The organism is Pseudomonas sp. NFACC32-1, assembly GCF_900101215.1.
GTDB lineage: Bacteria > Pseudomonadota > Gammaproteobacteria > Pseudomonadales > Pseudomonadaceae > Aquipseudomonas.
Genome location: NZ_FMUL01000029.1, coordinates 1 through 15,536 on the forward strand (window position 1 = coordinate 1; position 15,536 = coordinate 15,536).

The following is a 15,536-nucleotide window of genomic DNA, read 5'->3' on the forward strand; positions in this document are numbered from 1 at the left end:
CAGATGACTGTCACCCTGATCAAGCCGATCGCGATGGAAGATGGTCTGCGTTTCGCTATCCGTGAAGGCGGTCGTACCGTCGGCGCTGGCGTCGTCGCCAAAGTCATCGAGTAAACGGTTGTAATGTCTTTTTCGGGCCGGCATAATGGTCGGCCTGATTTTGTTTTAGGTCAGTAGCTCAATTGGCAGAGCGACGGTCTCCAAAACCGTAGGTTGGGGGTTCGATTCCCTCCTGACCTGCCAGATTCACTCGATGTGTCTGGCTTTCTTTTCACAGGATCTTCATAGATGACTCCTAAAGCTGAAGCTCAAAGCTCTCGCTTCGATCTGCTCAAGTGGCTAGTGGTAGTCGCTTTGGTGGTTGTTGGCGTTGTTGGCAATCAGTATTACTCTGCATCGCCGATCCTGTATCGTGTACTGGCATTGCTTGCCATTGCTGCTGTTGCTGCCTTCGTGGGTTTGCAGACGGCCAAGGGTAAGTCTTTCTTCGTACTCGCTAAGGAAGCTCGAACCGAGATCCGTAAAGTCGTATGGCCAACTCGCCAGGAAACCACTCAGACCACGTTGATTGTCGTGGCTGTTGTTTTGGTGATGGCGTTGCTGTTGTGGGGGCTTGATTCCCTGCTCGGTTGGCTTGTTTCCTTGATTGTTGGCTAAGGGTGTCCCGTGGCTAAGCGTTGGTACGTTGTGCATGCTTACTCGGGTTACGAGAAGCATGTCATGCGCTCTCTGATAGAGCGTGTAAAGCTGGCTGGCATGGAAGATGGCTTTGGCGAGATTCTGGTCCCCACTGAAGAAGTGGTTGAGATGCGTAATGGCCAGAAGCGCAAAAGTGAACGCAAGTTCTTTCCAGGTTACGTGCTGGTGCAGATGGATATGAACGAAGGGACTTGGCACTTGGTCAAGGATACCCCTCGCGTCATGGGCTTTATTGGTGGTACTGCTGATAAGCCGGCACCTATTACAGATAAAGAAGCAGAGGCGATTCTGCGTCGCGTCGCTGATGGTAGCGACAAGCCTAAGCCTAAGACGTTGTTTGAGCCTGGTGAGGTTGTACGAGTCACCGATGGTCCATTCGCTGATTTTAATGGCACGGTTGAAGAAGTTAACTACGAAAAGAGCCGGATTCAGGTCGCGGTGCTCATTTTCGGTCGCTCTACTCCGGTGGAGCTGGAGTTCAGTCAGGTCGAAAAGGTCTGATTGGGCAAGCATCCCAACCCCACAGCCCAAGGCTGTGGGGTTTTGTCGTCACTGGGATAAACGCGCAAGTAACCGGGGAGCCTTTCGAGGCGTTTGAACCCGTAATTGGAGTGCCTCATGGCCAAGAAGATTACCGCTTACATCAAGCTGCAAGTGAAGGCCGCTCAGGCTAACCCAAGCCCACCCGTTGGTCCTGCCCTGGGCCAACACGGTGTCAACATCATGGAATTCTGCAAGGCCTTCAACGCCCGTACTCAGGGTCTTGAGCCGGGTCTGCCGACTCCAGTGATCATCACTGTATACAGCGACCGTAGCTTCACTTTTGAAACAAAAAGCACACCTGCTTCGGTACTGCTGAAGAAGGCAGCAGGTTTGACCAGCGGTTCCGCTCGTCCGAACACCGTTAAGGTTGGCACTGTTACCCGTGCTCAGCTGGAAGAGATCGCGAAAACCAAAAACGCGGATCTGACTGCAGCTGATATGGATGCAGCCGTGCGTACTATCGCCGGTTCTGCTCGTAGCATGGGCCTTAACGTGGAGGGTGTGTAATGGCTAAGCTGACCAAGCGTCAAAAGGCTATCGCCAGCAAGATCGAAGCAGGCAAGGCCTACAACTTTGTAGATGCCGCCGCACTGCTGGCTGAGCTGTCGACTGTCAAGTTCAGCGAGTCGTTCGACGTTGCTGTTAACCTGGGTGTTGATCCACGTAAATCCGACCAGGTCGTTCGTAGCGCTACCGTGCTGCCACATGGCACTGGTAAGACCGTTCGCGTCGCTGTCTTCACCCAGGGTCCAGCAGCCGAAGCTGCTCTGGCTGCCGGTGCAGATCGTGTAGGCATGGACGATCTGGCTGCCGAAATGAAAGCTGGCGAGCTGAACTATGACGTTGTCATCGCATCCCCTGATGCCATGCGCGTTGTAGGTCAACTGGGCCAGATTCTCGGTCCTCGTGGCCTGATGCCTAACCCTAAGGTCGGCACCGTTACGCCAGACGTAGCTACCGCGGTTAAAAACGCCAAGGCTGGTCAGGTTCGTTATCGCACCGACAAGAACGGCATTATCCACACCTCCGTTGGCAAGATCGGCTTCGATGCCGTCAAGCTGAAGGAAAACGTTGAAGCCCTGATCGCTGACCTGAAGCGTATCAAGCCGGCCTCCTCGAAAGGTATCTACGTCAAGCGCGTTACCCTGAGCACCACTATGGGCCCAGGTCTGGTCATCGACCAGAGCTCGCTCGACGCGTAAGACTCGAATTGGCGCAAGCGATTGCGCCAATTGAAAAATTGGGGTCCCTGCCTGGCGGGGGCTATCCAAGACCGTAGGCGACGCAAGTCTTAAACCACAAGCCTACGCAGATGGTGCTCCCGGTTCCTTACCGAATCAGACACCAAAACGACATTCGGTTTCGACCGGATGAAACGGTAACAAGCAGGAGTTAAACCCGTGGCAATTAAACTCGAAGACAAGAAGGCCATCGTCGCTGAAGTCAACGAGGCTGCCAAAGTCGCTCTGTCCGCTGTCGTGGCTGATGCCCGTGGCGTAACAGTAGGCGCTATGACCGGACTCCGTAAAGAGGCCCGCGAAGCTGGCGTTTACGTACGTGTAGTACGTAACACCCTGCTCAAGCGCGCTGTTGAAGGCACTCAATATGACGTGCTCAACGACGCGTTCGTCGGCCCGACCCTAATCGCATTCTCGAAGGAACATCCGGGCGCTGCTGCTCGTATCTTCAAAGAGTTCGCCAAGGGTCAGGACAAGTTCGAGATCAAGGCAGCTGCGTTCGAGGGCAAGTTCCTCGCAGCAAACCAAATCGACGTGCTGGCAACTCTGCCGACCCGTGACGAAGCAATTTCTCAGCTGATGAGCGTGATTCAGGGCGCTACCAGCAAGTTGGCTCGTACTCTGGCGGCAATTCGCGATCAGAAAGAAGCTGCTGCAGCCTGAGGCTGAGCGTTTCCTTTCTCGCGTATTTTTGTTTATTTCGATGGCCGTGCCGGCTATCCCCCAATTCAGGAATTGAGTCATGTCTCTGACTAACGAACAAATCATCGAAGCAATCGGCGAAAAATCCGTAATGGAAATCGTTGAGCTGATCAAGGCAATGGAAGAGAAGTTCGGCGTTACCGCTGCTGCTGCTACCGTTGCTGCTGCTGGTCCAGCTGCTGTTGTTGAAGAACAAACCGAGTTCAACGTTGTTCTGGCTGCCGCTGGCGACAAGAAAGTAAACGTGATCAAGGCTGTTCGCGAACTGACCGGTCTGGGTCTGAAAGAAGCCAAGGAGAAGGTTGACACCGCTCCTCAGGTTATCGCTGAAGGCGTTAGCAAAGAAGCTGCTGAAGACGCGAAGAAGAAGCTGGAAGAAGCAGGCGCTACCGTCGAAATCAAGTAATTTCGACCTTGCGTCTCCAGCCCGAGCGTCGAGCGAAAGGCTGATGGCTGGTGGCTTTTGCCACCGGCCTTTTTCCGTTATTGGCAGCCGACTGGGTCGGTGCTGATAACGAGCTGTAACCACCCGAGGCGGTGGCGCAAACCATGGGGTTTGCACGATTTTCTGGCTGCTCCCGTCGGGAGGGGCCAAACAAGCAGGTGACCAAGCTGGGGAACGCTGATGGCTTACTCATATACTGAGAAAAAACGTATCCGCAAGGACTTTAGCAAGTTGCCGGACGTCATGGATGTGCCGTACCTCCTGGCCATCCAGCTGGATTCGTATCGTGAATTCTTGCAAGCGGGAGCGACTAAAGATCAGTTCCGCGACGTGGGCCTGCATGCGGCCTTCAAATCCGTTTTCCCGATCATCAGCTACTCCGGCAATGCTGCGCTGGAGTATGTCGGTTATCGCCTGGGCGAACCGGCATTTGATGTCAAAGAATGCGTATTGCGCGGTGTGACTTACGCCGTACCTTTGCGGGTAAAAGTGCGCCTGATCATTTTCGACAAAGAGTCGTCGAACAAAGCGATCAAGGACATCAAAGAGCAAGAAGTCTACATGGGTGAAATCCCCCTGATGACTGAAAACGGTACCTTCGTTATCAACGGTACCGAGCGTGTAATCGTTTCCCAGCTGCACCGTTCTCCAGGCGTGTTCTTCGATCACGACCGCGGCAAGACGCACAGCTCCGGCAAGCTGCTTTACTCTGCACGTATCATTCCTTACCGCGGCTCCTGGCTGGACTTCGAGTTCGACCCGAAAGACTGTGTATTCGTGCGTATCGACCGTCGTCGCAAGCTGCCTGCATCGGTATTGCTGCGGGCCCTCGGTTATACCACCGAGGAAGTCCTCGACGCGTTCTACACCACCAACGTCTTCCACGTGCAGGGCGAAAACCTCAGCCTGGAGCTGGTGCCTCAGCGCCTACGCGGTGAAATCGCGGTCCTGGATATCCAGGATGACAAAGGCAAGGTCATTGTCGAGCAAGGTCGTCGTATTACCGCTCGTCATATCAACCAGCTGGAAAAGGCCGGAATCAAAGAGCTGCAGGTGCCTATGGACTACGTCCTTGGGCGCACCACGGCCAAGGCCATCGTTCACCCGGCCACCGGCGAGATCCTGGCAGAGTGCAATACCGAGCTGAGCACCGAAATCCTGGCGAAGATCGTCAAGGCTCAGGTCGTTCGCATCGAGACGCTGTACACCAACGATATCGATTGCGGTCCGTTCATTTCCGATACGTTGAAGATCGACTCCACCGGTAACCAACTGGAGGCTCTGGTCGAGATCTACCGCATGATGCGTCCTGGCGAGCCGCCAACCAAGGATGCCGCCGAGACCCTGTTCAACAACCTGTTCTTCAGTCCTGAGCGCTATGACCTGTCTGCGGTCGGCCGGATGAAGTTCAACCGTCGTATCGGTCGCACCGAAATCGAAGGTTCGGGCGTTCTGAACAAGGACGACATCGTTGCGGTGCTCAAGACCTTGGTCGACATCCGTAACGGCAAGGGCATTGTCGACGACATCGACCACCTGGGTAACCGCCGTGTTCGCTGCGTAGGCGAAATGGCCGAGAACCAGTTCCGCGTAGGCCTGGTGCGTGTAGAGCGCGCGGTCAAGGAACGCCTGTCGATGGCTGAAAGCGAAGGCTTGATGCCTCAGGACCTGATCAACGCCAAGCCGGTAGCGGCCGCGGTGAAAGAGTTCTTCGGCTCGAGCCAGCTGTCCCAGTTCATGGACCAGAACAACCCGCTGTCCGAGATCACTCACAAGCGTCGTGTTTCCGCGCTCGGCCCAGGTGGTCTGACTCGTGAGCGTGCGGGCTTCGAAGTTCGTGACGTACACCCGACCCACTACGGTCGTGTATGCCCGATCGAAACGCCGGAAGGTCCGAACATCGGTCTGATCAACTCCTTGGCTGCCTATGCCCGCACCAACCAGTACGGCTTCCTGGAAAGCCCGTACCGCGTGGTGAAAGAAGGTCTGGTAACCGACGAGATCGTGTTCCTGTCCGCCATCGAAGAGGCCGATCACGTGATCGCCCAGGCTTCGGCGACCATGAACGAAAAAGGTCAGCTGACCGACGAGTTGGTGGCCGTCCGTCACCTGAACGAGTTCACCGTCAAGGCGCCGGAAGATGTCACCTTGATGGACGTTTCGCCCAAGCAGGTGGTTTCGGTTGCGGCCTCTTTGATTCCATTCCTGGAACACGACGACGCCAACCGTGCATTGATGGGCTCGAACATGCAGCGTCAGGCCGTACCAACCCTGCGTGCCGACAAGCCGCTGGTAGGTACCGGCATGGAGCGTAACGTTGCCCGTGACTCCGGCGTTTGTGTCGTTGCTCGTCGTGGTGGTGTGATCGACTCCGTCGATGCCAGCCGTATCGTGGTTCGTGTTGCGGATGATGAAGTCGAACCAGGCGAAGCCGGTGTCGACATCTACAACCTGACCAAGTACACCCGCTCCAACCAGAACACCTGCATCAACCAGCGTCCGCTGGTGAGCAAGGGTGATCGGGTTCAGCGCAGCGACATCATGGCCGACGGTCCGTCCACCGACATGGGTGAATTGGCACTGGGCCAGAACATGCGCATCGCGTTCATGGCGTGGAACGGCTTCAACTTCGAAGACTCCATCTGCCTGTCCGAACGTGTAGTGCAGGAAGACCGCTTCACCACGATCCACATCCAGGAACTGACCTGTGTGGCTCGTGATACCAAGCTTGGCCCGGAAGAAATCACCGCGGACATCCCGAACGTGGGTGAAGCTGCGCTGAACAAGCTGGACGAAGCCGGTATCGTTTATGTGGGTGCTGAAGTAGGCGCTGGCGACATCCTGGTTGGTAAGGTGACTCCGAAAGGCGAAACCCAGCTGACTCCGGAAGAAAAACTGCTGCGCGCCATTTTCGGTGAGAAAGCCAGCGACGTTAAGGATACCTCCCTGCGCGTGCCAACCGGCACCAAGGGCACCGTCATTGACGTGCAGGTCTTCACTCGCGACGGCGTTGAGCGTGATGCTCGTGCCTTGTCCATCGAGAAGACCCAGCTCGACGAGATCCGCAAGGACCTGAACGAAGAGTTCCGTATCGTTGAAGGTGCAACTTTCGAACGTCTGCGCTCCGCCCTGGTCGGCCACAAGGCTGAAGGTGGCGCTGGCCTGAAGAAAGGTCAGGAAATCACCGACGAAGTTCTCGACGGTCTCGAGCATGGCCAGTGGTTCAAACTGCGCATGGCCGAAGACGCGCTGAACGAACAACTCGAAAAGGCCCAGGCCTATATCGTTGATCGTCGCCGTCTGCTGGATGACAAGTTCGAAGACAAGAAGCGCAAGCTGCAGCAGGGCGATGACCTGGCTCCAGGCGTGTTGAAAATCGTCAAGGTTTACCTGGCAATCCGTCGTCGCATCCAGCCGGGCGACAAGATGGCCGGTCGTCACGGTAACAAGGGTGTGGTCTCCGTGATCATGCCGGTTGAAGACATGCCGCACGATGCCAACGGCACCCCGGTCGACGTGGTCCTCAACCCGCTGGGCGTACCTTCGCGTATGAACGTCGGTCAGATCCTTGAAACTCACCTGGGTCTCGCGGCCAAAGGGTTGGGCGAGAAGATCAACCGCATGCTTGAAGAGCAGCGCAAGGTCGCTGACCTGCGCAAGTTCCTGCACGAGATCTACAACGAGATCGGCGGTCGTAACGAAGATCTTGATAGCTTCTCCGACCAGGAGATCCTGGATCTGGCGAAGAACCTCAAGGGCGGCGTTCCAATGGCCACTCCGGTATTCGACGGTGCCAAGGAAGTTGAAATCAAGGCCATGCTGAAACTGGCTGACCTGCCAGAAAGCGGCCAGATGCAGCTGTTCGATGGTCGTACCGGCAACAAGTTCGAGCGCCCGGTTACCGTTGGCTACATGTACATGCTGAAGCTGAACCACTTGGTGGACGACAAGATGCACGCTCGTTCTACCGGTTCTTACAGCCTGGTTACCCAGCAACCGCTGGGTGGTAAGGCGCAGTTCGGTGGTCAGCGTTTCGGGGAGATGGAGGTCTGGGCACTGGAAGCGTACGGTGCTGCATACACTCTGCAAGAAATGCTCACAGTGAAGTCGGACGATGTGAACGGCCGGACCAAGATGTACAAGAACATCGTGGACGGCGATCACCGTATGGAGCCGGGCATGCCCGAGTCTTTCAACGTGTTGATCAAGGAAATTCGTTCCCTCGGCATCGATATCGATCTGGAAACCGAATAACACGTGACGCGAATCGAGAGCGGGGCTGTTTAGCCCGCTCTCTGCTCCGCCAGGAGGAAAGGCCTTGAAAGACCTACTGAATTTGCTGAAAAACCAGGGTCAAGTCGAAGAGTTCGACGCCATCCGTATCGGATTGGCCTCGCCTGAGATGATCCGTTCGTGGTCGTTCGGTGAAGTAAAAAAACCGGAAACCATCAACTACCGTACGTTCAAGCCTGAGCGTGACGGCCTGTTCTGCGCCAAGATCTTTGGCCCGGTAAAGGACTACGAGTGCCTGTGCGGTAAGTACAAGCGCTTGAAGCATCGTGGCGTGATCTGCGAGAAGTGCGGCGTTGAAGTTGCGCTGGCAAAAGTTCGTCGTGAGCGCATGGCGCACATCGAGCTGGCGTCGCCGGTTGCCCATATCTGGTTCCTGAAGTCACTGCCGTCCCGTATCGGCCTGCTGATGGACATGACCCTGCGTGATATCGAGCGTGTTCTCTATTTCGAGAGCTATGTCGTTATCGATCCAGGCATGACCACCCTTGAAAAAGGTCAGCTGCTCAACGACGAGCAGTACTTCGAAGCGTTGGAAGAGTTCGGTGATGACTTCGATGCCCGCATGGGTGCCGAAGCTGTCCGTGAACTGCTGCACGCTATCGACCTGGAGCACGAGATTGGTCGCCTGCGTGAAGAGATTCCGCAAACCAACTCCGAAACCAAGATCAAGAAGCTGTCCAAGCGTCTGAAGTTGATGGAAGCTTTCCAGGGTTCCGGCAACCTGCCAGAGTGGATGGTGCTGACCGTTCTGCCGGTGCTGCCGCCAGATCTGCGTCCTCTGGTTCCGCTCGATGGCGGTCGTTTCGCGACTTCCGACCTCAACGACCTGTATCGTCGAGTGATCAACCGTAACAACCGTTTGAAGCGCCTGCTTGACCTGTCCGCCCCGGACATCATCGTGCGCAACGAAAAGCGTATGTTGCAGGAAGCGGTCGACGCGTTGCTCGACAACGGTCGTCGCGGCCGCGCTATCACCGGTTCCAACAAGCGTCCTCTGAAATCCCTGGCTGACATGATCAAGGGCAAGCAGGGTCGTTTCCGTCAGAACTTGCTCGGTAAGCGCGTTGACTACTCCGGTCGTTCGGTTATTACCGTTGGTCCGACCCTGCGCCTGCATCAGTGCGGCCTGCCTAAGAAAATGGCTCTGGAGCTGTTCAAGCCGTTCATTTTCGGCAAGCTGGAGATGCGTGGTCTCGCTACCACCATCAAAGCGGCCAAGAAGATGGTCGAGCGCGAGTTGCCAGAGGTCTGGGACGTTCTCGCCGAAGTAATTCGCGAACACCCCGTGCTGCTCAACCGTGCGCCGACCCTTCACCGTCTGGGTATCCAGGCGTTCGAACCAGTACTGATCGAAGGTAAGGCTATTCAGCTGCACCCGCTGGTCTGTGCTGCGTATAACGCCGACTTCGACGGCGACCAGATGGCCGTTCACGTACCGCTGACGCTGGAAGCCCAGCTCGAAGCGCGTGCGCTGATGATGTCGACCAACAACATCCTGTCGCCCGCCAACGGTGAGCCAATCATCGTTCCTTCGCAGGACGTTGTATTGGGTCTCTATTACATGACTCGTGAAGCGATCAACGCCAAGGGCGAAGGTCGTGTGTTCGCGGACCTGCAGGAAGTTGACCGCGTGTTCCGTGCTGGCGAAGCCGCACTGCACGCCAAGGTCAAGGTTCGCATCAACGAAACCGTGAACGATCGCGATGGCAACAGCGTGACCAACACTCGTATCGTCGACACTACTGTCGGCCGTGCGCTGTTGTTCCAGGTTGTGCCGAAAGGTCTGTCCTTCGACGTCGTCAACCTGCCAATGAAGAAAAAGGCGATCTCCAAGCTGATCAACCAGTGCTATCGCGTGGTTGGTCTGAAAGAGACCGTGATCTTCGCTGACCAGCTGATGTATACCGGTTTCGCCTATTCGACCATTTCCGGTGTCTCCATCGGTGTTAACGACTTCGTTATCCCGGATGAAAAGGCCCGCATCATCGGTACCGCTACCGAAGAAGTGAAAGAGATCGAAAGTCAGTACGCCTCCGGCCTGGTAACCCAGGGCGAGAAGTACAACAAGGTGATCGACCTGTGGTCCAAGGCCAACGATGAAGTATCCAAGGCGATGATGGCCAACCTCTCGAAAGAGAAAGTCATCGATCGGCATGGCGACGAAGTCGAGCAGGAATCTTTCAACTCGATGTACATGATGGCCGACTCGGGCGCGCGGGGTTCTGCTGCGCAGATTCGTCAGCTCGCCGGTATGCGTGGTCTGATGGCCAAGCCGGACGGCTCCATCATCGAGACGCCAATCACCGCGAACTTCCGTGAGGGCTTGAGCGTACTCCAGTACTTCATCTCCACTCACGGTGCTCGTAAGGGTCTTGCGGATACCGCGTTGAAAACGGCGAACTCCGGTTACCTGACTCGTCGTCTGGTAGACGTTGCGCAGGATCTGGTTGTGACCGAGATCGATTGCGGCACCGAGCATGGCCTGCTCATGACCCCTCACATTGAAGGTGGTGATGTTGTAGAGCCGTTGGGTGAGCGCGTATTGGGTCGTGTAATTGCCCGTGATGTGTTCAAGCCAGGTACCGAGGACGTCATCGTTCCTGCCGGTACTCTGGTCGACGAAAAGTGGGTCGAATTCATCGAGCTCAACAGCATCGACGAAGTGATCGTGCGTTCGCCGATCAGCTGCGAAACCCGCTACGGCATCTGCGCCAAGTGCTACGGTCGCGACCTGGCTCGTGGTCACCAGGTGAACATCGGTGAAGCAGTCGGCGTTATCGCTGCCCAATCCATCGGTGAGCCGGGTACCCAGCTGACGATGCGTACGTTCCACATCGGTGGTGCTGCAAGCCGGACCTCCGCGGCCGACAGTGTCCAGGTGAAGAATGGCGGTACTGTCCGCCTGCACAACCTGAAGCACGTCGAGCGAGTGGACGGTCATCTGGTTGCCGTATCGCGTTCCGGCGAGCTGGCGATCGCTGACGACTTCGGTCGTGAGCGTGAGCGCTACAAGCTGCCGTACGGTGCCGTGATTTCGGTCAAGGAAGGTGACAAGGTCGACGCTGGCGCCATCGTCGCCAAGTGGGATCCGCACACTCACCCAATCGTCACCGAGATGAAAGGTACCGTGACCTATGTGGGCATGGAAGAGGGCATCACGATCAAGCGTCAGACCGACGAATTGACCGGTATGACCAACATCGAAGTGCTCGATGTCAAAGACCGTCCAGCTGCCGGCAAGGACATCCGTCCTGCCGTGAAGATGGTCGACGACAACGGCAAGGACCTGTTGCTGCCAGGTACTGACGTAATCGCCCAGTACTTCCTGCCCGCCAACGCCCTGGTCGGTGTTGCGGACGGCGCGCGGATCGCGATCGGTGACGTTATCGCTCGTATCCCGCAGGAAACTTCGAAAACCCGTGACATCACCGGTGGTCTGCCGCGTGTTGCCGACCTGTTCGAAGCCCGTCGTCCGAAGGAAGCTTCGATTCTGGCTGAAGTCAGCGGCACCATCGCGTTCGGTAAGGAGACCAAGGGCAAGCGCCGTCTGGTCATTACTCCGAACGACGGTAGCGATCCGTACGAAGAGTTGATTCCGAAGTGGCGTCACCTGAACGTCTTCGAAGGCGAACAGGTAAACCGCGGCGAAGTTATCTCCGACGGTCCGAGCGATCCTCACGACATCCTGCGTCTGCTGGGCGTGAGTGCGCTGGCCAAGTACATCGTGAACGAGATCCAGGACGTTTATCGTCTGCAAGGCGTGAAGATCAACGACAAGCACATCGAGACCATCCTGCGTCAGATGCTGCGTAAAGTTGAGATCACCGAGTCCGGCGATTCCAGCTTCATCAAGGGCGACCAGATGGAACTGACTCACGTGCTGGTGGAGAACGAGCGTCTGGCGGCCGAAGACAAGTTCGTCTCCAAGTTCACTCGTGTGCTGCTGGGTATCACCAAGGCATCGCTGTCCACCGAATCGTTCATCTCGGCGGCTTCCTTCCAGGAAACCACTCGAGTACTGACCGAGGCGGCGGTTACCGGCAAGCGCGACTACCTGCGCGGCCTGAAAGAAAACGTGGTCGTGGGGCGTCTGATCCCGGCTGGTACAGGTTTGGCCTATCACAGTGAGCGTAAGCGTCGCCGTGATGCAGACAAGCCACTGCGCGTAAGCGCCAGTGAAGTGGAAGCTGCACTGACCGAAGCGTTGAACTCGAGTGGTAACTGAGTTCTGCGGTAATTGAGTGCCTGGCCCTGATCATCCCGTTCGGCGGATCGAGACAAAATGTCGAGATTCGGCGGGCGGGGAGGTCGGGGCCTTGCCTTGACTGGGGGCAAGATCCTCTTTAGACTCTTGATCCCCTAAATTTGGCGGGAATACGTTCCTGCCATTTTGCTTTTCTTGTAAGACAATAGCGTCGCAAGACAACAGTGGAGCTAGTAGATGGCAACTATCAACCAGCTGGTACGTCAGCCGCGTAAGCGTATCGTCGAGAAATCCGACGTGCCTGCGCTGCAGAACTGCCCGCAACGTCGTGGCGTATGCACCCGTGTGTATACCACCACGCCGAAAAAACCTAACTCGGCACTGCGTAAGGTATGCCGTGTGCGTCTGACCAACGGTTTCGAGGTTTCCTCGTACATCGGCGGTGAAGGCCACAACCTGCAGGAACACAGCGTGGTTCTGATCCGTGGCGGTCGTGTAAAAGACTTGCCAGGTGTTCGTTATCACACCGTTCGCGGCTCCTTGGATACCTCCGGCGTCAAAGGTCGTAACCAGGGTCGTTCGAAGTACGGTACCAAGCGTCCGAAGTAATCGGTCGTTCTGCAGTTTTTCATTTTTATTGAGTCGATAAGAGTAAGGTCGGGCACGCACATGCTGTCCCGGGCTAACCTGAAGACCGTTTGAGGGCTTATCAATGCCAAGACGTCGCGTAGCAGCCAAACGTGAGATTCTGGACGATCCGAAATACGGAAGCCAGATTCTCGCCAAGTTCATGAACCACGTTATGGAAAGCGGCAAGAAAGCCGTTGCCGAGCGTATTGTTTATGGCGCACTGGACAAAGTTAAGGAACGCAAGAACAGCGATCCCCTGGAAATCTTCGAAAAAGCTCTCGACGCCATCGCTCCGCTGGTCGAAGTGAAGTCGCGCCGTGTAGGCGGTGCTACTTACCAGGTTCCGGTCGAAGTTCGTCCGTCCCGTCGTAACGCCCTGGCAATGCGCTGGTTGGTAGACTTCGCCCGCAAGCGCGGTGAGAAGTCCATGGCTCTGCGCTTGGCTGGCGAACTGTTGGACGCTGCTGAAGGTAAAGGTGCTGCAGTTAAGAAGCGTGAAGACGTGCACCGTATGGCTGAAGCCAACAAGGCTTTCTCGCACTACCGCTTCTAATTTTAGCGTCACTCAATTTGCGAGGGCTTTATGGCTCGTACTACACCGATTAATCGCTACCGTAACATCGGTATCGTTGCTCACGTGGATGCTGGTAAGACCACCACCACCGAGCGCGTCCTTTTTTACACTGGCAAAAGTCACAAAATGGGCGAGGTGCATGATGGCGCCGCGACCACAGACTGGATGGTGCAGGAGCAGGAGCGTGGTATTACCATTACTTCTGCTGCTATCACCGCCTTCTGGAAAGGTTCTGAGAAGCAGTACCCGCACGAGCATCGCTTCAACGTTATCGATACCCCGGGCCACGTAGACTTCACCATTGAGGTTGAGCGTTCCCTGCGTGTGCTCGACGGCGCGGTAGTTGTGTTCTGTGGTACTTCGGGTGTTGAGCCCCAGTCGGAAACCGTATGGCGTCAGGCCAACAAGTACGGTGTTCCGCGTCTTGTTTATGTAAACAAGATGGACCGTGCTGGTGCCAACTTCCTGCGTGTGATCGGTCAGATCAAGCAGCGCTTGGGTCACACTCCGGTGCCGATCCAGCTGGCTATCGGTTCCGAAGACAACTTCCAGGGTCAGATCGATCTGATCAACATGCAAGCGGTCTACTGGAACGATTCCGACAAGGGCATGGTCCCTGTTCGCAAGGAAATTCCTGCTGAACTGTTGGAAGAAGCCGAGCAATGGCGCAGCAACATGGTTGAGGCTGCGGCCGAAGCCAGCGAAGAGCTGATGAACAAGTACCTCGAAGGCGAAGAGCTCACCAACGAGGAAATCAAGGCCGCTCTGCGTCAGCGTACTATCGCTGGTGAGATCGTTCTGGCTGTTTGCGGTTCTTCCTTCAAAAACAAGGGCGTTCCCCTGGTTCTTGACGCCGTTATCGACTTCCTGCCTGCTCCAACCGACATTCCTGCTATCAAGGGTTCCAACCCGGATAACGAGGAAGAGGAAATGGAGCGTCACGCAAGTGACGACGAGCCGTTCGCGGCTCTGGCGTTCAAGATCGCTACCGACCCATTCGTGGGTACCTTGACCTTTGTTCGAGTCTACTCGGGCGTGTTGGCCTCCGGCGACGGCGTGATCAACTCGGTAAAAGGCAAGAAAGAGCGCGTGGGTCGTATGGTGCAGATGCACGCAAACGCCCGTGAAGAGATCAAGGAAGTACGCGCTGGCGACATCGCGGCCTTGATTGGCATGAAGGATGTCACCACTGGTGAAACTTTGTGCAACGCTGAGAAGCCGATCATCCTGGTTCGCATGGACTTCCCGGAGCCGGTTATTTCGGTTGCCGTTGAGCCTAAGACCAAGGACGACCAGGAAAAAATGGGTATCGCTCTGGGCAAGCTTGCTCAGGAAGACCCGTCTTTCCGCGTCAAGACCGATGAAGAGACTGGTCAGACGATCATCTCCGGCATGGGCGAGTTGCACCTGGACATCCTGGTTGACCGGATGCGCCGTGAGTTCAACGTCGAAGCCAACATCGGTAAGCCTCAGGTTTCCTATCGTGAGCGCATCACGAAGAGCTGTGAAATCGAAGGCAAGTTCGTTCGCCAGTCCGGCGGTCGTGGCCAGTTCGGTCACTGCTGGATCCGTTTTGCACCGGCTGACGAAGGTCAGGAAGGTCTGCAATTCCTGAACGAAGTCGTAGGTGGTGTGGTTCCTAAGGAATACATCCCGGCGATCCAGAAAGGTATCGAAGAGCAGATGAAGAACGGCGTTGTCGCCGGCTATCCGCTGATCGGCCTGAAGGCAACTGTGTTCGATGGTTCTTACCATGACGTCGACTCCAACGAGATGGCGTTTAAGGTGGCTGCCTCCATGGCAACCAAGCAGCTGGCCCAGAAGGGTGGTGGTGAGTTGCTTGAGCCGATCATGGCGGTGGAAGTCGTTACGCCTGAAGACTACATGGGTGATGTCATGGGCGACCTTAACCGTCGTCGTGGCATGATTCTGGGTATGGAAGATACGGTTTCCGGCAAAGTGATTCGCGCTGAGGTTCCGTTGGGTGAAATGTTCGGTTACGCAACCGACGTTCGTTCCATGTCTCAGGGTCGCGCAAGCTACTCTATGGAATTCAAAAAATACAACACAGCTCCGTCGCATATCGTCGAGACTGTTACCAAAAAGCAAGGCTGATTCAGCCCCTTTAAGCTAGGAGTTAATTGTCGTGGCTAAAGAAAAATTTGAACGGAACAAACCGCACGTCAACGTTGGCACCATCGGTCACGT

General features: G+C 56.0%; 12 protein-coding genes, 1 tRNA gene and 1 pseudogene. All 14 read left to right on the forward strand.

All coding sequences use genetic code 11. The features are described from left to right. Positions 1–114 (forward strand): annotated as a pseudogene (locus tag BLP99_RS25825) (EF-Tu/IF-2/RF-3 family GTPase); the annotation flags it as partial. Between the two features lie 53 nt (positions 115–167). Further along, a tRNA-Trp gene (locus tag BLP99_RS25830) sits at positions 168–243 on the forward strand. A 45-nt stretch (positions 244–288) separates the two neighbouring features. Then, positions 289–657, forward strand: coding sequence for a preprotein translocase subunit SecE (gene secE / locus BLP99_RS25835; protein ID WP_072399281.1), 369 nt, complete (start codon positions 289–291; stop codon positions 655–657). Positions 658–666: 9 nt separating this feature from the next. Next, positions 667–1,200: a transcription termination/antitermination protein NusG gene (gene nusG, locus BLP99_RS25840; protein ID WP_010443972.1), complete on the forward strand. Its 534-nt coding sequence runs from the start codon at positions 667–669 to the stop codon at positions 1,198–1,200. A 117-nt stretch (positions 1,201–1,317) separates the two neighbouring features. Then, positions 1,318–1,749, forward strand: coding sequence for a 50S ribosomal protein L11 (gene rplK, locus BLP99_RS25845; RefSeq protein WP_003176435.1), 432 nt, complete (start codon positions 1,318–1,320; stop codon positions 1,747–1,749). Then, complete coding sequence (gene rplA, locus BLP99_RS25850; RefSeq protein ID WP_072399283.1) at positions 1,749–2,444, forward strand: 50S ribosomal protein L1; 696 nt, start codon at positions 1,749–1,751, stop codon at positions 2,442–2,444. Before rplK ends, rplA begins: the two co-directional genes overlap by 1 nt. Positions 2,445–2,642: 198 nt before the next feature. Beyond that, positions 2,643–3,143, forward strand: coding sequence for a 50S ribosomal protein L10 (rplJ, locus tag BLP99_RS25855; RefSeq protein WP_024776458.1), 501 nt, complete (start codon positions 2,643–2,645; stop codon positions 3,141–3,143). Positions 3,144–3,222: 79 nt separating this feature from the next. Then, the gene (gene rplL, locus BLP99_RS25860; protein ID WP_072399285.1) at positions 3,223–3,588 is read left to right on the forward strand and encodes a 50S ribosomal protein L7/L12; all 366 of its coding nucleotides are present in this window, start codon (positions 3,223–3,225) and stop codon (positions 3,586–3,588) included. 219 nt (positions 3,589–3,807) lie between these two features. Beyond that, positions 3,808–7,881, forward strand: a complete 4,074-nt coding sequence (gene rpoB, locus BLP99_RS25865; RefSeq protein WP_072399286.1) for a DNA-directed RNA polymerase subunit beta — start codon at positions 3,808–3,810, stop codon at positions 7,879–7,881. Positions 7,882–7,945: 64 nt separating this feature from the next. Further along, positions 7,946–12,145, forward strand: coding sequence for a DNA-directed RNA polymerase subunit beta' (gene rpoC / locus BLP99_RS25870; protein ID WP_072399289.1), 4,200 nt, complete (start codon positions 7,946–7,948; stop codon positions 12,143–12,145). 216 nt (positions 12,146–12,361) lie between these two features. Further along, positions 12,362–12,733: a 30S ribosomal protein S12 gene (gene rpsL / locus BLP99_RS25875; protein ID WP_003186084.1), complete on the forward strand. Its 372-nt coding sequence runs from the start codon at positions 12,362–12,364 to the stop codon at positions 12,731–12,733. 103 nt (positions 12,734–12,836) lie between these two features. Continuing rightward, entirely contained in the window at positions 12,837–13,307 is a 471-nt protein-coding gene (rpsG, locus tag BLP99_RS25880; RefSeq protein ID WP_003186074.1) for a 30S ribosomal protein S7, read from the forward strand. A 30-nt stretch (positions 13,308–13,337) separates the two neighbouring features. Then, positions 13,338–15,443, forward strand: a complete 2,106-nt coding sequence (fusA, locus tag BLP99_RS25885) for an elongation factor G (protein ID WP_072399291.1) — start codon at positions 13,338–13,340, stop codon at positions 15,441–15,443. A gap of 31 nt (positions 15,444–15,474) precedes the next feature. After that, positions 15,475–15,536, forward strand: a 62-nt coding sequence (locus BLP99_RS26540) for a hypothetical protein (protein WP_234358239.1), incomplete at its 3' end; no start/stop codon positions are given.